At 71.2% G+C, this 17,186-nt stretch carries 17 protein-coding genes; 4 read left to right on the top strand and 13 right to left on the bottom strand.

The window, feature by feature from the left end:
• Positions 1–611: 611 nt before the first annotated feature.
• From sufU to MT347_RS14250, 6 genes are all read right to left on the bottom strand, one after another.
• Positions 612–1,073, bottom strand: a complete 462-nt coding sequence (gene sufU / locus MT347_RS14225; protein ID WP_243501906.1) for a Fe-S cluster assembly sulfur transfer protein SufU — start codon at positions 1,071–1,073, stop codon at positions 612–614.
• Positions 1,070–2,332 carry an aminotransferase class V-fold PLP-dependent enzyme gene (locus tag MT347_RS14230; protein WP_243501907.1) on the bottom strand — a complete coding sequence of 421 codons (1,263 nt, stop codon included), beginning with the start codon at positions 2,330–2,332 and terminating at the stop codon, positions 1,070–1,072. Before MT347_RS14230 ends, sufU begins: the two co-directional genes overlap by 4 nt.
• Positions 2,333–2,460: 128 nt before the next feature.
• Positions 2,461–3,363 (bottom strand): N-acetylglucosamine-6-phosphate deacetylase, encoded by a 903-nt coding sequence (locus MT347_RS14235; protein ID WP_243501908.1) that lies wholly within the window; start codon positions 3,361–3,363, stop codon positions 2,461–2,463.
• 41 nt (positions 3,364–3,404) lie between these two features.
• On the bottom strand, positions 3,405–3,815 hold the full coding sequence (locus MT347_RS14240; RefSeq protein ID WP_243501909.1) for an RbsD/FucU family protein: 411 nt from the start codon (positions 3,813–3,815) through the stop codon (positions 3,405–3,407).
• Positions 3,816–3,841: 26 nt separating this feature from the next.
• Positions 3,842–4,810, bottom strand: a complete 969-nt coding sequence (locus tag MT347_RS14245) for an aldo/keto reductase (protein WP_243501910.1) — start codon at positions 4,808–4,810, stop codon at positions 3,842–3,844.
• Positions 4,797–6,083 (bottom strand): L-fuconate dehydratase, encoded by a 1,287-nt coding sequence (locus MT347_RS14250; protein ID WP_243501911.1) that lies wholly within the window; start codon positions 6,081–6,083, stop codon positions 4,797–4,799. Before MT347_RS14250 ends, MT347_RS14245 begins: the two co-directional genes overlap by 14 nt.
• Positions 6,084–6,185: 102 nt before the next feature.
• Between MT347_RS14250 and MT347_RS14255 the strand changes: the two genes are divergently transcribed.
• The gene (locus MT347_RS14255; protein ID WP_243501912.1) at positions 6,186–7,043 is read left to right on the top strand and encodes a fumarylacetoacetate hydrolase family protein; all 858 of its coding nucleotides are present in this window, start codon (positions 6,186–6,188) and stop codon (positions 7,041–7,043) included.
• The gene (locus MT347_RS14260; protein ID WP_243501913.1) at positions 7,028–7,858 is read left to right on the top strand and encodes an SDR family NAD(P)-dependent oxidoreductase; all 831 of its coding nucleotides are present in this window, start codon (positions 7,028–7,030) and stop codon (positions 7,856–7,858) included. The genes MT347_RS14255 and MT347_RS14260 overlap by 16 nt, the downstream gene beginning before the upstream one ends.
• On the opposite strand, the gene MT347_RS14265 is transcribed toward MT347_RS14260, so the two are convergent.
• Positions 7,759–8,727 (bottom strand): amidohydrolase, encoded by a 969-nt coding sequence (locus MT347_RS14265; RefSeq protein ID WP_243501914.1) that lies wholly within the window; start codon positions 8,725–8,727, stop codon positions 7,759–7,761. The genes MT347_RS14260 and MT347_RS14265 overlap by 100 nt on opposite strands.
• Before the next feature lie 27 nt (positions 8,728–8,754).
• Between MT347_RS14265 and MT347_RS14270 the strand changes: the two genes are divergently transcribed.
• Positions 8,755–9,459 carry a FadR/GntR family transcriptional regulator gene (locus MT347_RS14270; protein WP_243501915.1) on the top strand — a complete coding sequence of 235 codons (705 nt, stop codon included), beginning with the start codon at positions 8,755–8,757 and terminating at the stop codon, positions 9,457–9,459.
• Positions 9,460–9,475: 16 nt separating this feature from the next.
• On the opposite strand, the gene MT347_RS14275 is transcribed toward MT347_RS14270, so the two are convergent.
• Complete coding sequence (locus MT347_RS14275) at positions 9,476–10,246, bottom strand: glucosamine-6-phosphate deaminase (RefSeq protein ID WP_243501916.1); 771 nt, start codon at positions 10,244–10,246, stop codon at positions 9,476–9,478.
• Positions 10,247–10,364: 118 nt separating this feature from the next.
• On the opposite strand from MT347_RS14275, the gene MT347_RS14280 reads away from it, so the two are divergent.
• Complete coding sequence (locus tag MT347_RS14280; protein ID WP_243501917.1) at positions 10,365–12,173, top strand: glycoside hydrolase family 35 protein; 1,809 nt, start codon at positions 10,365–10,367, stop codon at positions 12,171–12,173.
• Positions 12,174–12,576: 403 nt separating this feature from the next.
• Here the strand turns inward: MT347_RS14280 and MT347_RS14285 are convergent, their stop codons facing one another.
• From MT347_RS14285 to MT347_RS14305, 5 genes are read right to left on the bottom strand one after another with little or no spacing between them, the layout of a single operon-like run.
• Positions 12,577–13,605: a LacI family DNA-binding transcriptional regulator gene (locus MT347_RS14285; RefSeq protein ID WP_243501918.1), complete on the bottom strand. Its 1,029-nt coding sequence runs from the start codon at positions 13,603–13,605 to the stop codon at positions 12,577–12,579.
• Between the two features lie 47 nt (positions 13,606–13,652).
• Positions 13,653–15,098 (bottom strand): alpha-L-fucosidase, encoded by a 1,446-nt coding sequence (locus MT347_RS14290; protein ID WP_243501919.1) that lies wholly within the window; start codon positions 15,096–15,098, stop codon positions 13,653–13,655.
• The gene (locus tag MT347_RS14295; protein ID WP_243501920.1) at positions 15,095–15,301 is read right to left on the bottom strand and encodes a hypothetical protein; all 207 of its coding nucleotides are present in this window, start codon (positions 15,299–15,301) and stop codon (positions 15,095–15,097) included. The genes MT347_RS14290 and MT347_RS14295 overlap by 4 nt, the downstream gene beginning before the upstream one ends.
• Positions 15,298–16,245 (bottom strand): carbohydrate ABC transporter permease, encoded by a 948-nt coding sequence (locus tag MT347_RS14300; protein WP_243501921.1) that lies wholly within the window; start codon positions 16,243–16,245, stop codon positions 15,298–15,300. The genes MT347_RS14295 and MT347_RS14300 overlap by 4 nt, the downstream gene beginning before the upstream one ends.
• The gene (locus MT347_RS14305; protein WP_243501922.1) at positions 16,245–17,150 is read right to left on the bottom strand and encodes a carbohydrate ABC transporter permease; all 906 of its coding nucleotides are present in this window, start codon (positions 17,148–17,150) and stop codon (positions 16,245–16,247) included. The genes MT347_RS14300 and MT347_RS14305 overlap by 1 nt, the downstream gene beginning before the upstream one ends.
• Positions 17,151–17,186 lie beyond the last annotated feature (36 nt).

The raw sequence follows: 17,186 nt of genomic DNA on the forward strand, positions 1-17,186 counted from the left end.
GCGGCGCCTGGGGTCGCGGTGGCGTTGTGCGCAGTGTCAGTGATTCGCGCGGGGTCAGCTGGTTCGGGGCGGTTGGGGCTGAGGTGGTGCGGATTGCTGAGGTCGCGGCGCCTGGGGTCGCGGTGGCGTTGTGCGCGGTGTCAGTGCTTCGCGCGGGGTCGGCTGGTTCGGGGCGGTTCGGGCTGAGGTTGTGCGGATCGCTGAGGTTGCGCGTGTTGGGTCGGGCGGAGTTGTGCGCAGTGTCAGTGATTCGCGCTGGGTCAGCTGGTTCGGGGCGGTTCGGGCTGAGGTGGTGCGGATCGCTGAGGTTGCGCGTGTTGGGTCGGGCGGAGTTGTGCGCAGTGTCAGTGATTCGCGCTGGGTCAGCTGCTGCGGGGCTGTTCGGGCTGAGGGTGTGCGGATCGCTGAGGTCGTGGCGCGTGGGGCGCGGCGGCGTTGTGCGCGGTGTCAGTGATTCGCGCGGGGTCAGCTGGTTCGGGGCGGTTCGGGCTGAGGTGGTGCGGATCGCTGAGGTTGCTCACGGCGAGCCCGTCCGCCATGGCGGGCGCCGCGGGCACGCCACGCCACGCCACGCCCCACACCCCCCACGCCACGGCCCAGGCGACGGCTTCTCAGGCCTGCCGCAGCCCCTCTTCGAGCGCTACCCAGGCGAGCATCGCGCACTTCACGCGGGCGGTGTACTTCGACACCCCCGACAGGGCGGCGGCGTCGCCGAAGGTCTCCTCGTCGAGCGGGATCTTGCCGCGTGAGCGCAGCGCCTCGCGGAACTGCGCGATCAGGGCGTCGGCGTCGGCGGTCGGCATCCCGTTGTCTCCGCCGTCCTCCTGCAGCAGGGCGACGAGCATGGATGCCGACGACTGCGAGATCGAGCACCCCGCGCCCTCCCAGGTGACGGATGCCACGCGGTCGCCCTCGTCGGACAGCTCGACGCGCAATGTGATCTCGTCGCCGCAGATCGGGTTGCGCTGGTGCACGGTGGCGCTGCGGGCGCCGGGCTCGGTCAGGCCGAAGCCGCGGCGGTTCTTCGCGTGGTCGAGGATGAGCTCCTGGTACAGGGATTCGAGCCCGCTCATGCGCGTGCTCCCGTCGAGTTGGCGCCGACCCCGAAGAATCCGCGAACGCCCGAGACGGCGTCGAGGAACGTGTCGATCTCCTCTTCGGTCGTGTGGATGGCGGCGCTGGCGCGCACAGATGCGGTCAGGCCGTAGCGGCGGTGCAGCGGCTGTGCGCAGTGGTGTCCGACGCGGACGGCGACGCCCCGGCTGTCGAGGAACTGGCCCACGTCGTGCGCGTGCACCCCGTCGACCGCGAAGGCCTGCAGGGCGATGCGCTCGGCGGCATCCGTGTCTCCGAGCAGGCGGATGCCGTCGATCGAGCGGAGTCCGTCGCGCAGGCGGCGCTCCAGCACCGCCTCGTGCGCGCGGGCGGCGGGCAGGTCGTGCGCGCTCAGCCAGCGGACGGCGGCGGCCAGGCCGACCGCTTGCGACACCGGCTGCGTGCCCGCCTCGAAGCGCTGCGGGGGCGGGAGGTATTCGGCCCTGTCGAGGGTGACCGTGGTGATCATCGATCCGCCGGTGGTGAACGGCGGGAGCCCCTCGAGCACCTCGTCGCGTCCCCAGAGCGCGCCGATGCCGTAGGGGCCGTGGATCTTGTGACCCGAGAACACGGCGAGGTCGACCCCGGATGCCGGCAGGTCGAGCGCCAGATGGGGAGCCGACTGGCACGCGTCGAGCACCGTCAGTGCGCCGACGGCCCGGGACAGGGTCACGAGCTTGGCGACGGGGTTCACGATGCCGAGCACGTTCGAGACGTGCGGGAACGCGACCACCTTCGTGCGTTCGCCGATGAGATCGGCCGCGGCGTGCAGATCGAGCATGCCGTCGTCGAGCACCGGGATGTGGCGCAGGCGCGCGCCCGTGCGGGCGGCGAGCTCCTGCCAGGGGATGAGGTTGGCGTGGTGCTCGGCCTCGGTGACGACGATCTCGTCGCCCTCGCGCAGGCGCCCGGCGTAGCCGAGGGAACCGGCGACGAGATTCAGGCCGGCGGTGGCGCCCGAGGTCCACACGAGCTGCTCGGGTTCGGCGCCGACGAACTCGGCGACCGTGACGCGGGCGTCTTCGAACAGCTCGGTCGCCTCGGCGGCGAGCGTGTGCGCGCCGCGGTGCACGGCCGAATTCGCGTGTTCGAGGAAGTCGCGTTCGGCGTCGAGCACGGCGCGCGGCTTCTGGCTCGTCGCGCCGGAGTCGAGATAGACGAGCGGGTGGCCGTCGATCTCGGTCTCGAGGATCGGGAAGTCGGCGCGCGCGGCGTCGACGTCGAAGGGGAGAGTCACCGTTCCAGGCTACGGCGCGCCCGGCCGGTACGGGTCCGGTCGGGCGCCGGGGCGAGCACCGGACCCGGCGCTCAGGGCTCGTGAGTGTCGCCCGCGCCGACGACGAGGACGTCCGGGACCGATGACGATCAGACGGCGGCGAGCAGTCGCGCCGGCACCGTCGAGGCCGCGGCGTGAGCGAGGTCGTGGGGAACGCCCGCGGCCGTCGCCACCTCGATCGCGCGCTCCATCGTCAGGGTGGAGCCCGCGAGGGTGTCGGTGCCCGCGAGGACGGGGCGTCCGTCGTGCACCTCGACCCCGAGACCGCCGAGGCGGTACGCGCCGTCGCCCAATCCCGTCGCCGACATCGCGTCCGTCACGAGCGCGACGCGGCCCGTGGCAGCGGCGAACAGCGTACGGATGACGACGGGGTGCACGTGGACGCCGTCGGCGATCACCTCCAGCACGACGTGGTCGCGTGCCAGCGCGGCACCGACCGGGCCGGGAGCGCGGTGGCCGAGACCCGGCATCGCGTTGAACGCATGCGTGAGCAGCCGCGCACCCCGGTCGAACGCCGCGGCGGCGGTGTCATGGTCGGCCTGCGTGTGTCCCACCGCGACGATGACTCCGGCCGACACGAGGGTGTCGATGGCATCGGTCGCCCCGGGGAGTTCGGGCGCGATCGTGATCTGACGGAGGGTGCCGTCAGCCGCCGACAACAGACGATCGATCGCCTCCGCAGTGGGGGCGACGAGGGCGTGCGGATCGTGCGCGCCCCGGCGCGAGTCGGCGAGGAACGGCCCCTCCAGGTGCACTCCCGCGACTCCCGGGAGCGAGGGGATCACCTCCCGGAGCTCGCGCAGACGCTTCTCGAGGCGATCGATCGGCGCGCTCACCAGGCTGAGCAGCAGGGTCGACGTCCCGTGGGCGCGGTGGAACGCGACCGCGGCCTCGACGCCCTCGAGGTCGGCGTCGTCGAACGCGTGCCCGAGCGCGCCGTGGCAGTGCAGGTCGACGACCTCGAACGCGGCGGGACGTGCCGGGGTGTTCATGGGTGGTGCTCCTCGGTGGGCCATCGGTGCGTGCGCCGGGGTCAGCCGGAGACGACGCCCTTGCGCAGGAGGGCGTTGGCGTAGATCCGCGTCTCGCCCGTGCGCACGATCAGGTAGGCGGCGCGGGCGACGTCGTAGTAGGCGAAGCGTTCGACGAAGCGCGTGCCCTCCGCGCCCACGGCGGCGGCCTCGATGAGCTCTCGCTGCACGTCGAGGACGGTGCCGTCGGCTGATCGCATGAGGTCGAGAGCCGGCGCGTCGTCGGCGGGGATGACACTGCGGATCGCGGCGAGCACCTCGGGCGATGTGGTGCCCGGCAGATCGATGACCCGCGCGCCGACGGCGAAGGCGGGGAAGTGGGCGTCGGCGACGACGACCGCGTCGGAGTGGCCCATCCGGTCGAGATGCAACAGCATCTCGCCGGTCAGCAGGGGATGGATACCGGACAGCATGGGCGGCCTTCCTGGTCGTCGAGGGGTCAGGGGATCAGTCGTGCGCGGGTGAGATCGTCCCAGAACTGCGCGGGAACCTCCGCCCGCCAGGAGTCGGCATTCTGCGCGAGCTGTGCGGGGCGGCTCCCGCCGATCACCACCGTCGTGACGAGCGGTTCGCGCGCGACGAAGGCGAGGGCTGCGACGGGAAGCGGTACTCCGTGCGCCCGACAGACCTCGAGGATCCGTTCGAGCCGGGTCCACACGGCATCCGGGACCCCGCCGTACTCGTACCGGGCGTCTCGGGAGGGCGTCTCGCTGGCGAGGAGGCCCGAGTTGAAGACGGATGCCGCCACGATCGTCGTGCCCCGCGCGCGGCAAGCGGGGAGGACCTCGGCCGAGGCCGGCTGCTCGAGCAGGGTGTACCTCCCCGCGACCATCACCTCGTCGAGCGTGGCGCTGCTCACCGCGGCGGCGAGGGCGGCGGCATCCATCGATCCGACGCCGATGCGGTCGACCTGGCCCTCGGCGCGAAGGGATTCGAGCGCAGGCAGCGCCTCGGCCAGCGCCTGGGGCAGATCGTGCTTCTCGGGATCGTGCAGGTAGAGCGTGTCGATGTGCTCCAGTCCCAACCGTTCCCGCGACTCGTCGAGGCTGGCGGCGATGCCGGCCGCGGAGAAGTCCCACACCCGTCGCAGGTCGGTGCGCACGTGGAAGGCGTTGTCGAGATCGAGTCCCCCCTCGTCGTCGGGGTTCGGCCGGAGGAGGCGCCCCACCTTGGTGGACACGGTGAACTGGTCGCGCGGTTTGTCGCGCAGGAACGCGCCGAGTCGTCGCTCGGACAGGCCCAGGCCGTAGTGCGGTGCCGTGTCGAAGGACCGGATGCCGGCATCCCAGGCCGCGTCGAGGACGGCGTGCGCCTCGGCATCGCTCAGGACGCGGTGCAGATTGCCGACGTTCGCCGCGCCGTAGGCGAGGACGGCGCCATCGCGCTCGGGGAGGTCAGACGGTGACATGGCTCCCCGTCCAGGTGTAGGCCTCGCGGCTCGCCGGCAGCATCTCCATGCCCGCTCCCGGCGCCGTGGGCGCGAGGTACGCGCCGTCGCCGATCACCACGGGGACGGTGAAGTGCTCGTGCAGGTGGTCCACGTACTCGATCATGCGCCCTTCGCGCTCACCGGAGACGGCGACGTAGTCGAACATCGACAGGTGCTGCACCGCCTCGCACAGTCCGACCCCACCGGCGTGCGGGCAGACGGGGACGCCGAACTTGGCGGCCAGCAGCAGGTTGGCGATGTTCTCGTTGACCCCGCCGACGCGCACGGCATCGATCTGCATGACACCGATCGCCTCGGCCTGCAGCAACTGCTTGAAGATCACGCGGTTCTGCGCGTGCTCGCCGGTGGCCACGCGGATGGGGGCGACGCCCCGGGCGATCTCGGCGTGACCGAGCACGTCGTCGGGGCTGGTGGGTTCCTCGATCCACGCCGGCCCGAAGGGGGCGAGGGCGTTCACCCATTCGATCGCCTCGGCGACCTCCCATCGCTGGTTCGCGTCGATGGCGATCGGGAAGTCGGGGCCGCAGGTCTCGCGCGCGATGCGCAGCCGCCGCACGTCGTCGGCGAGGTCGGCGCCCACCTTGAGTTTGATCTGGCCGAAACCGTCGGCGATGGCCTCGCGGCACAGGCGCTCGAGCTTCTCGTCGGAGTACCCCAGCCACCCCGGCGAGGTCGTGTAGGCGGGATAGCCGCTCTCGAGCAACCGCGCCTCGCGCTCGGCGCGCCCCGGCTCCGCACGGGTCAGGATGCCGAGGGCCTCGTCGGGAGTGAGCGCATTGGTCAGGTAGCGGAAGTCGACCAGCGCGACGATCTGCTCGGGCGTCATGCGCGCGAGCAGCTGCCACAGCGGCAGGCCGGCCCGCTTGGCCTTGATGTCCCACAGGGCGTTCACGACGGCGCCGATGGCCATGTGCATCACGCCCTTCTCGGGCCCCAGCCACCGCAGCTGCGAGTCGCCGACGAGCTCGCGCCACACGCCGCCCATGTCGTCGAGCAGCGGCTCCACCTCGCGGTCGACCAGGAACGGCGCGAGCGCGTCGATGGCCGCGACCTGGACGTCGTTGCCCCGTCCGATGGTGAAGACGAACGCGTGGCCCTCGTCGTCGTCGGTCACGATGCGCACGTACGCCGCCGAGTAGTCGGGGTCGGGGTTCATGGCATCCGAGCCGTCGAGGCTCAACGAGGTGGGGAATCGGACGTCGGTCGTCTCGAGGGCGACGATGCGGCTCATGGTGCTCCTTCGGGCGGGGGCGGGGGCCAGTGCGGCGTAAACATCCGATGTCTATACTGGCACACGCCGGCGGTGCATCGTCGGTCGAGACGAGGAGGACGCATGAGATTCGCACGCATCGGCGAGCGGGGGCACGAGGTGCCCGTGGTCGTGGTCGACGGCCGCTACCGGGACCTGCGGTCCCTGACGCTCGACATCGACGCCGCCTTCTGGGAGAGCGACCCCGTCGACCTGGTCTCACGCGCCCTCGCCGAGGGGACGCTCCCCGAGCTCCCGGATGCCGCCGAGGCCCGCATCGGCGCGCCCATCGCGCGACCGGGCGCCGTCGTGTGCGTCGGCATGAACTACGCCGCGCACGCCGCCGAGTCCGGCTCCCTCCCCCCCGAGCAGCCGGTCATCTTCCTCAAGGTGCCCAACACCGTGGCGGGTCCGAACGACGATGTCGTGCTTCCTCGCGGCGGCGACAAGACCGACTGGGAGGTCGAGCTCGGCATCGTGATCGGCCAGGAGACGTCCTACCTCGACTCGCCCGACGAGGCCCTGGCCCACATCGCGGGATTCGTGCTCGTCAACGATCTGTCCGAGCGCCGGTTCCAGCTGGAGGTCTCGGGCGGACAGTGGTCGAAGGGCAAGTGCGCCCCGGGGTTCACCCCGACGGGGCCGTGGGTCGTCACACCCGACGAGATCGACGCGGGCGACCTCCGCCTCCGCAGCTTCGTCAACGGCGCTCCGCGGCAGGATTCGCACACGGGCGACATGATCTTCTCGGTCTCGCACATCGTGTGGCACCTGTCGCAGTTCATGACGCTGGAGCCGGGCGACCTCGTCCTCACGGGCACCCCGGAGGGTGTCGCTCTGTCGGGGCGCTTCCCCTACCTGCAGCCCGGCGACGAGGTCGAGATCTCGATCGACGGCCTCGGCACGCAGCGCCAGAGCTTCTCGGCGTGGAGCCGGTCGTGACGGCCGAGGTGCGCGGGCAGCTCGACGGCCTCCGCGCCATCGTCACGGGCGGAGCCTCGGGGATCGGCGCCGCCATCGCGGGGCTGCTCGCCGATTCCGGTGCATCGGTGGCGATCATCGACCGTGACGTCGCCGCGGACGCCGGAGCGCCGGCGTCGGCGTCGGGGGCGGTCGGCGACGCCGCCGATCCCCGTATCGCCGCGTATCGGGCGGACGTGTCGGACCGCGCGAGCGTCGAGGCCGCCGTCGCGGCGATCGAGGCGCGGTGGGGAGGAATCGACATCGTCGTCAACAATGCGGCGATCGGCGCGCAGGGTGACATCGCCGCCAACGACGACGACGAGTGGGCACGGGTGCTGTCGATCAACGTCACGGGCGTCGCGCGGGTGACGGCCGCCGCCCTTCCCGCCCTCCGGCGATCCCCGGCCGCCGCCGTGTGCAACGTGGCATCCATCGCGGCGGGGGCGGGCCTCCCGCAGCGCGCGCTGTACAGCGCGTCGAAGGGTGCCGTGGCCGCTCTCACGCGGGCCATGGCGGCCGACCACATCCGCGAGGGGATCCGCGTGAACGCGGTGTCGCCCGGCACCGCCGACACGCCCTGGGTGCGTCGACTGCTCGAGGCGGCAGAAGACCCGGTGCGCGAGCGGGCGGCCCTGGAGGCGCGCCAACCGCACGGTCGCCTGGTTTCGGCGGCCGAGGTCGCCGGCGCCGTGCTCTACCTGGTCAGCCCGCTGTCGGGGTCGACCACCGGCGTGGTCCTCGACGTCGACGGCGGCGTCTCGGGGCTGAGGCTGCGCCCCCTCGCCGAGAAGTAGAAGCCCTCGCCGTTGCGGGCGAGGACGGCATTCCTTCCCGCGGCTCCGAGGCGGTCGAGCGCCCACGCGTCGACCGCCTCGAGCCACCGGTGCGGGTGCGCCCGCTCGGAGACGGGCCAGTCCCCGCCGTAGAGCAGCCGCTCCGGACCGAAGGCCTCGAGGGCCAGGTCGAAGAACGGCTCGACTTGCGCGACGCTCCATGGCCCCTCGGCTTCGGCCGGCAGCCCCGAGATCTTGACGTGCACGGACGACCTCTGCGCGAGATCGGCGAGGTCGAGGTGCCAGTCCGAGCCGCGCGGATCGATCGGCCGCCGCGCGCTGCCCACGGCGGGTTTGCCGAGATGGTCCAGCACGATGGCCAGCTCCGGCACGGCATCGGCGAGGGCGGTGACGTCGGGGAGCTGCGACGGCCGGACGCACGCGTCGAAGGGCAGGCCGCGCTCGGCGAGGAGCCGGGCGCCGGCGACGAAATCGGGGCGCTGCGCGAAGCCGGCGACCTCGCCCTGCAGAGACCGCCGGACACCCACGACGAGGGGCTCGGCGCGAAGCCGGTCGAGGTCGTCGCCGGCTCGTCGGCCGCGTTCGAGCGGGGCGTAGGCCACGATGCCGCGGACCCCGCACCCCTCGGCGACGGACGCGACCCACGCGACCTCGTCGTGTGCGCGGCTCGGGTCGCACTCGGCCTGCACGAAGACGGATGCCGTCGGAGTCGACGCCCCGGCCCAGGCGGCCTGATACTCCTCGGGCCCGAACCGGCGGTCCAGTTCGCCTTCGAGCCAGGGATACGGGAGGAGGGCGGGATCCCACAGGTGGAGGTGCGTGTCGAGGACGACCGCCGACGCGGGCGACGGCGGCTGCGGGCCGGTCATCGGATGTCTGCGGCCTATCATTGCGGCATGTCCCTGACCGACGACGCGATCGACCAGATCAAAGCCATGATCGTCAGCGGTGAGCTCCGACCGGGCGACCGCCTGCCGCCCGAGAAGGATCTGGCCGAGCGGCTCGGGCTGTCTCGCAACTCGCTGCGCGAGGCGGTCAAGGCCCTCGAGGTCATCCGCGTGGTCGACGTGCGGCGCGGAGACGGCACGTACGTCACGAGCCTCGAGCCGGCCCTGCTCCTGGAGGCGATCTCGTTCGGGTTGGACCTGCACAACGACCGCTCGGTGCTCGAGCTCTTCGCGGTCCGCCGGATCCTCGAATCGCACGCCGCGGGGCTGGCGGCCCAGCGAGTGGACGCCGAGCAGATCGCCGCCCTCGCCGACGAGGTCGACGCGGTCGACGGTGCCACCTCGCTCGATGAGCTCGTCGCCCACGACGTGCGTCTGCACCGCCTGATCGCGACGTTCTCGGGCAACCGATACCTGGCGGGGCTCATCGAGTCGCTGTCGGCCCACACGGTCCGCGCGCGGGTGTGGCGGGGCCTGACGCAGGAGGGGGCGGCGGAGCGGACGCTCGTGGAGCATCGGGCCCTCGTCGAGGCGCTCGCGGCCCACGACGTCGAGCGGGCGTCCGTGCTCGCGAGCGCCCACGTGTCGGGGGTGGAGGAGTGGCTGCGCCGAGCCGCGGCCGGGGGAGAGACCCCGGCGGCATCCGAGCGCTGATCGTCCTCCACCGTCGTCACACCTGCCAGTCCGGACGGTGGGCGAAGACCTCGTCGTAGTACGCCCGCAGACGGAGCTCGGCCGCCGCCGCCTCATCGACCACCACGGTCACGCGCGGGTGCAGCTGCAGCACGGAGGCGGGGCACATCGCCGTCACCGGGCCCTCGACGGCCGCGGCCACCGCCGCGGCCTTGCGCGAACCGATCGCGACGAGCACGATCTCGCGGGCATCGAGGATCGTGCCGAGACCCTGCGTGACGCAGTGGCGGGGCACATCGTCGGGGGAGTCGAAGAAGCGGGCGTTGTCTCTCCGGGTCTGCTCGGTGAGGGTCTTCACCCGCGTGCGGGATGCCAACGACGAGGTCGGCTCGTTGAAGCCGATGTGGCCCGTGGTGCCGATGCCGAGGATCTGCACATCGACTCCGCCCGCCGCCGCGATGAGCTCCTCGTACCGCGCGCCCGCGGTTCGCAGGCCCTCGACGGAGCCGTCCGGAACCTCCACGCGGGCGGGGTCGAGACCCAGCCGGTCGGTGACCTCGCGAGCGATGACCGATCGATAGCTCTCCGGGTGACCGGGCGGGAGCCCGACGTACTCGTCCAGCGCGAAGGCGCGGGCGGCGCGGACCGCCGCGAGAGCGCGGCGCTCCAGCGCCTCGTACACCGGGAGGGGAGACGACCCCGTCGCGACGCCGAGGACGTGGAGCGCACCCTCCTCGGCGCGCCGCTGGACGATGTCGGCCGCGTACTCGCCCGCGGCCTCCTGGTCGGTGGTGACGACGACCTGCATGGTGTCCTTCCGATCGGAATCATCACGGCCGCACGGATTGGATGCCGGGCCGTGTGGATTTATGGCATCGATGCCAACAATATGTCAGACTGACGGAATTCCCACAGGATTGGCCATCGTGACAGACACCCTCCCCCGCCCTCGCGCCGCCTCCCCGGTCGTTCCGACGACCACGCTGACCTGGGCTGAGAACCGCTTGATGCGTGACGGCGTTCCGACCCGGCTGCTGTCCGGTTCGGTGCACTACTTCCGCATCCACCCCGATCAGTGGCGCGACCGTCTCCAGCGGGTGAAGGACCTGGGCCTGAACACGGTCGACACCTACGTGCCGTGGAACTTCCATCAGCCCCGCCACGACGAGGCTCCCGATTTCACCGGATGGCGCGATCTCGAGCGCTTCCTGCTCATCGCGGCCGACCTCGGTCTGGATGCCACGGTGCGCCCCGGTCCCTACATCTGCGCCGAGTGGTCCAACGGTGGTCTCCCCGTGTGGCTCACCGCTCGCGGCATCCCTCTGCGCTCCTCCGACGAGCGCTTCCTCGCGCCGGTGCGCGAATGGTTCTCCCACCTGCTGCCCCGTATCGCGGCGCTGCAGGCTCACGTCGGCGGACCGGTCGTGGCGGTGCAGGTCGAGAACGAGTTCGGCAGTTTCGGCGACGATCGTTCCTACCCGGCCGCGATCGCGCGCGAACTGCGCGACCAGGGCATCACCGAGCTGCTCTTCACCGCCGACGGGCCGACCGAGCTCATGCTCGATGCCGGGGCGGTCGACGGGGTCCTCCAGGGACTGACCCTGGGCTCACGGGTCGGCGCTGCGCGCGATCTGGCGCGCACCCGGCGTCCCGACGAGCCCCTCCTCGTCGCCGAGTACTGGAACGGCTGGTTCGATCACTGGGGACACCCCCACCACGTGCGCGGATCGGCCAACGCGGCCGAGACCCTAGCCGCGATCGTCGAGGACGGCGGCAGCGTCGCCCTCTACATGGCCCACGGGGGCACGAACTTCGGACTGTGGGCCGGCGCCAACCGCGTCGACGGCGAACTCCGCGGCACCGTCACCAGCTACGACTCCGACGCCCCGATCGCCGAGGACGGCACCCTCACCGAGAAGTTCCACGCGATGCGCGAGGTCCTCGGCGCGACCGCCCCGATCGTCTCGCTCCCTCCGCGCATGGTCGCGCCGCAGCGGGTCGAGGTCACCGTCGGAGCGGGCCTCGGCGAGGCGCTCGCGAGCCTGGCGCAGGCGCCGCGGCCCGTAGCATCCACCGTCGCGTTCGAAGACCTCGGTCAGGATTCCGGGATGCTGCTGCTCTCGGCCGAGGTGATGCTGCCGACCGGCGAGATCGACCTCGTCTTCCCCCGTGTCGCCGACCGGGCGATGGTCCGAGTCGACGGCCGCCCCGCGGGCACGGTGGCCGAGTCGGGCACCATCACCGTCACGGGTGCCGGCGCCCCCGCGCGCGTCGACGTCGTCATCGACAACCTGGGCCGCGTGAACTACGGATGGTCGCTCGGCGAGCGCAAGGGCCTGCTGGATCCGGTGCTGGTGCAGCGCCGCATCGTGCAGAAGTGGCAGGCCGCCTCGATCGACGTCGCCGCGGCCGACGAGGCGACGATCGCCCGTCTCGGTGTCCCCGGAGAAGCGGATGCCGCGGGGGGAGCGACCGCGGTGTTCCACCTTCCGGAGTCCGCCGACGCGCACCTCGCGCTGCCCGGCTTCGCGCGCGGTTTCGTCTGGATCAACGGCTTCCTGCTGGGCCGGTACTGGGAGATCGGCCCCCAGCAGACCCTCTACGTGCCGGCGCCTCTGCTGCGCGCGGGCGCCAACGTGGTCACCGTGCTCGAGCTGGAGCGCCGGGGTACCCGCATCGAGCTCCGCGATCGCCCCGAGCTCGGCCCCGAAGAGGAATACATCGAGCACTTCTGAGCGTCAGGGTGCACCGCGGTGCCTGCGGTCAGCGTCCGGGTGCACCGCGGTGCCGGCGGTCAGCGTCCGGGTGCACCCTGGCGCCTGCGGTCAGCGTGCCGGTGCACCCTGACGCCTGCGGTCAGCGTCCGGGTGCACCGCGGTGCCGGCGGTCAGCGTCCGGGTGCACCGCGGTGCCGGCGGTCAGCGTCCGGGTGCACCGCGGTGCCGGTGATCAGCGTCCGGGTGCACCGCGGTGCCGGCGGTCAGCGTCCGGGTGCACCGCGGTGCCGGCGGTCAGCGTCCTGGTGCACCGCGGTGCCGGCGATCAGCGTCCTGGTGCACCCCGACGCCGGCGATCAGCGTCCTGGTGCACCCCGACGCCGGCGATCAGCGATGGGTCGCGCGGAAACAGACGTGTCGCTCAGCTCGTGCGGCGCGCGGTGCTGGAGCGGACGACGAGCTCGGGCGAGACCGTCACCCGTGTGCGCTCGACGTTCGGGTCGTCGATGGCCGCGAGCACGTGCTCGACGGCGATCCGTCCCATCTGCTCGAACGGCTGGCGGATCGTCGTCAGCGGGGGGTGGGCGTACTGCGCGAGGGGGATGTCGTCCATCGACACCACGGAGACGTCTTCGGGAACGCGGCGTCCCTGCTCGGCGAGCGCGCGGAGCAGGCCGAAGGCCATCTCGTCCGACGACGTGAAGACGGCCGTCGCGTCGGGCATGCGGGCCACGATGAGGCCGTTGCGGTAGCCGGATTCGGCGGTCCAATCGCCGTGGAGCACGGGAGGGACGGATCTGCCGGCGTCACGCAGGGCGGCCTCCCACCCGGTCGTGCGTCCCGAGGCATCCCGCCACGACGAGGGCCCGGCGAGGTGCCAGACGGTGTCGTGTCCGAGTTCGAGCAGGTGTTCGGTGGCGAGGCGCCCGGACTGCTCCTGATCCAACGCGACGACGTCGTCTTCGGCGGAGCTCGAGCCGTCGATGACCGCCGTCGGCAGGCCGTTCGTGACGCGTCCGAGAGCGAGCTCGTCCCAGATGGGGACCGCGACGATCAGGCCGTCGACGCCCTGGTCGCGCAGGTGCTCGACCCCGTCGGTGATCGCCGCGGGTGAGACGGAGGTCGTCCCCGCCGCGCTGACGAAGTAGCCGCGCTCGCGCGCGGCGCGATTGACGCCCAGCATGATCGCGGCGGGGGCGTATTGGTCGGACTCGTGCGTCAGCACACCCAGGGTCATGCTGCGGCCGGTGACGAGGGCGCGGGCCAGACCGGTGCGGCGGTAGCCCGTCCGCTCGACGGCCTCCTCGACCTGCAGACGGGTGACTTCCGACACGTTCGGGTGGCCGCGGAGCACGCGCGACACGGTCTGCGGAGACACGCCCGCCACGGTGGCCACGTCGGCCATCGTGGGTGCGCGCATGCGTCGGCTGACGCCCTGCTCCGTGGCCATGTGCCCGATGCCCCCCTTTGCGGCGCGCCCTGCGGCGACCAGAACTCTCATGCTAGCGGCGCGTCGTGTGCGCCCGTGAGAAGTCGAGAGGGGGCGAGCAGGGAAATCCGGCTCAGGTGGACGACCCCGCGTGCGCCGATGACGCGGATGTGCGCCCCGCGCACGCGCTGGCGCGGAAGGTCGGCGATCCGCCGATACCCGACGGCGTTCACGACGAGGACGGTCCGGGTCGTCCCGTCGACCTCCTCGAGGTCGACCTCCAGGTGCTCGATGAGCTGCCCACGGCTGATGTCCTCGTCGAGGATGATCCCGTCGACCTCGACCGGCTCGTCCCACCGCACCGCGACGGTGTCGCCCTCGCGCAGATCGAGGGTCGCATCCGGGGTGGGCAGGGGGACCGTCCGCCCCGAGATGGTCAGTCGAGCCCGCGGGGCCCGGTCGCGATCGGCGAGTTCTGCGATGAGCGCACCCAGGCCGCGGAGTGCCTCGACGTCGGGGGTCGAGATCACGCCGCTCGCCTCCGGAGGGATGTTCAGGAGGAACCCGCTGTTGCCACCGACACTGCGACGGTAGATGTCGTACAACTCGATCGCCGAGCGCACCTGATCGTCTTCGGCCGGGTGGTGGAACCATCCGGGGCGGATCGAGGTGTTCACCTCGGCGGGGTACCAGACGAGCTCGTCGCCGGTGGCTTCGAGGGCGGCGCGCGAGCCGAGGTCTTCTTCGTCGGAGCGCACCATGCGCGCGAACGCCGCGTCGTCCTGCTGCTGGGAGCGGGATGCCACGCGCTCGGCGTCGCGCAGGGACGCCGGCACCACGCTCCACTCGTCGGCACGCGTGTGACCGGCTTCGTTGCCGCACCAGCGGACGTCGGGCCCGCAGACGCTGATGACCGCGTCGGGCTGCAGCCGACGGACGACTTCGTAGTACCGCTCCCAGTCGTACGTCTGCACGCGGCCGTCGGGCCCCTCGCCGTTGGCGCCGTCGAGCCAGACGGTCGAGATGGGGCCGTACCCGGTGAGCAGCTCGGTGAGCTGCGCGACGAAGAAGTCGTCGTAGGGGGCGCCGCTGCCGTAGCACGCCTCGGTGCGATCCCACGGCGACAGGTAGACGCCGAAGGCGAGGCCGTGGCGGGCTGCGGCCTCGGCCGTCTCGCGCACCAGATCACCCCGCCCGTCACGCCACGGGCTGGCGGCGACGGTGTGCGCGGTGAGGGCGCTCGGCCAGAGGCAGAACCCGTCGTGGTGCTTGGCCGTGAGGATGACTCCCCGCGCCCCCGAGGCGGCGATGCTCCGCATCCATTGATCGGTGTCCACGTCCGAGGGGTCGAACAGGGCGGGGTCCTCGTGTCCGAGCCCCCATTCCCGATCGGTCATGGTGTTCATGCCGACGTGGATGAAGGCGGTGAACTCCCGCTGCTGCCAGGCGAGCTGACGCGCGGAGGGGAGGACGCCGGCGGCTTCGCGGACACGGGGCGAGAGGGGTGCGGTCACCGATATCTCCGGTTGTACAGGGCGAGCAGTGCGATCAAGCCGGCCAGACCGGCCATCATCGCGAGGAAGTTGGGCCAGCCGACGGTCTGCTGGTTGACGATCACGATGACGACGCAGGCGACGAGGACGACGATCGCGACGATGCCGGTGAGGACCTCGCGGACGTCGATGCTCCGGCGCGGGCGGGGATCGGGGGCGGTCATTTGATTCCTCCTCCTCCGACCGACTGCAGCAGCCGGCGCTGGATGATCGCGTAGAAGACGATGACGGGGACCATGACGATCACCATGCCGGCGTACAGCACGCCGTAGTCGGCGGCGGCGCGCTGAGCTTGGAACAGGTTGAGCAGGCCCACCTGGAGCGTCTTGGAGTCACCGGGCACGAGCGTCAACGAGATGATGAAGTCGTTCCAGTAGGCCAGGAAGTTGAACAGCAGCGCCGTGCTGATCGCGGGCAGTGCCAGGGGCAGCATCACGGACACCATCGTGCGGAAGCGCGAGCTCCCGTCGAGCATCGCCGCCTCCTCGTACTCGACCGGGATCGTGCGGAAGAAGGTCGAGAGCAGGTAGATCGTGAAGGGGAGCGACGTGGCCGCGTAGACGAGCGCCAGCACGGCCAGGTTGTCGATGAAGACACCCCCGGGGAAGAGTCCGCGCAGGGCGCGGTCCCATCCCAGCAGCTGCAGGAAGATGGGCACGACGATGTAGTTCACGTTGATGAACAGGCCGGCGAGGATGGCGACCTCGAGCACGGACTTGCCGCGGAACTCGAAACGCGCGAGCACGTAGGCCGCCGGAACCGCGACCACGAGAGAGATGGCCAGGGCCAGCACCGTGACGAAGATCGAGTTGACGAAGTAGTCGCCCATGCGCGCGTTGACGAAGGCGTCGACGAAGTTCTGCACGTGCACGCCGAGGGGGAGGGCCCAGGGGTCGCCGTAGAACTCGGGCCGGGTCTTGATGGAGGCCATGAAGATCCAGGCGGTGGGAACGATGATCGCCGCACACAGGGCGATCATGATCACGTTGATGATCGTCCGGCTCACGCGGCCGGCGGTCCGGGCGGAGCCGGTCCGCACGGGGGTGAATCGTCGGCGCGGCGTCGGCGCCGGTGCGTCCGGACGGACGGGGGTGAGGTTCAGAGCCATCAGAACTGGTAGACCTCTCGCTTGGTGGCGCGGTTGATGATCAGCGCGAGCACGAACGAGAACACGAAGATCACCACGCCGATCGCCATGCCGTAGCCGTAACTGGAGTTGGTGTACGCCTGCCGGTACATGTAGTTGAGCAGCACGTCGGACGAGCCGTTGGGGCCGCCGTCGGTCAGGGCGCGCACGAGGACGAACGCCAGGTTGATCGACGAGATGATGAAGAACGTCAGCGTCGTGCGCAGCGTGCTCCACACCAGGGGCAGCGTGATCGTGAAGAAGGTGCGCACGGGTCCCGAGCCGTCGATCGCGGCAGCCTCGTAGACCTCGGCGGGGATCGAGCTCATGCCCGCCAGGTAGAGCAGCACGTAGTAGCCGATGGACTGCCACAGCATGGCGATGGCGATGCTGTACATGATGATGCCCTCGTTGCCGAGCCACACCTGCGTGAGGTGACCGAACCCGATCGTGGACAGGAAGTTGTTGAGCAGGCCGCTCTGCTGGTCGTAGACCGCCGAGAAGATCGCCGCGACCACGACGATCGACAGCACGCTCGGCAGGTAGAGGACGAAGCGGTAGAAGTTCCGCCCCTTGAGGCGCGGGTTCATGAGCAGGGCGGCGATGGCCAGCGCGCCGGCCATGGTGATGATCGTCACGACGACCAGCAGCAGCAGGGTGTTCTGCAGGGATCGCAGGAACTGGGTGTCACCGGCCAGGGCGACGAAGTTGTCGAGCCCGATGAACCTCGCGGTGCCGGTGAAGCCGGTCCACTGGAAGAGCGACATGCGGAAGACGTCGACGGTGGGGATCACCATGAACACGACGTAGAGGAGGAACGCCGGGGTCAGGCAGAGGAAGATGAAGCGACCTCGACCCCGCGTGAGTGCGGAGGAACGACGGGACATGGGGGCCTCTCGGGGGAGCGAACACCGGTCGCCCGC

Source organism: Microbacterium sp. VKM Ac-2923 (assembly GCF_022815605.1).
GTDB lineage: Bacteria > Actinomycetota > Actinomycetes > Actinomycetales > Microbacteriaceae > Microbacterium.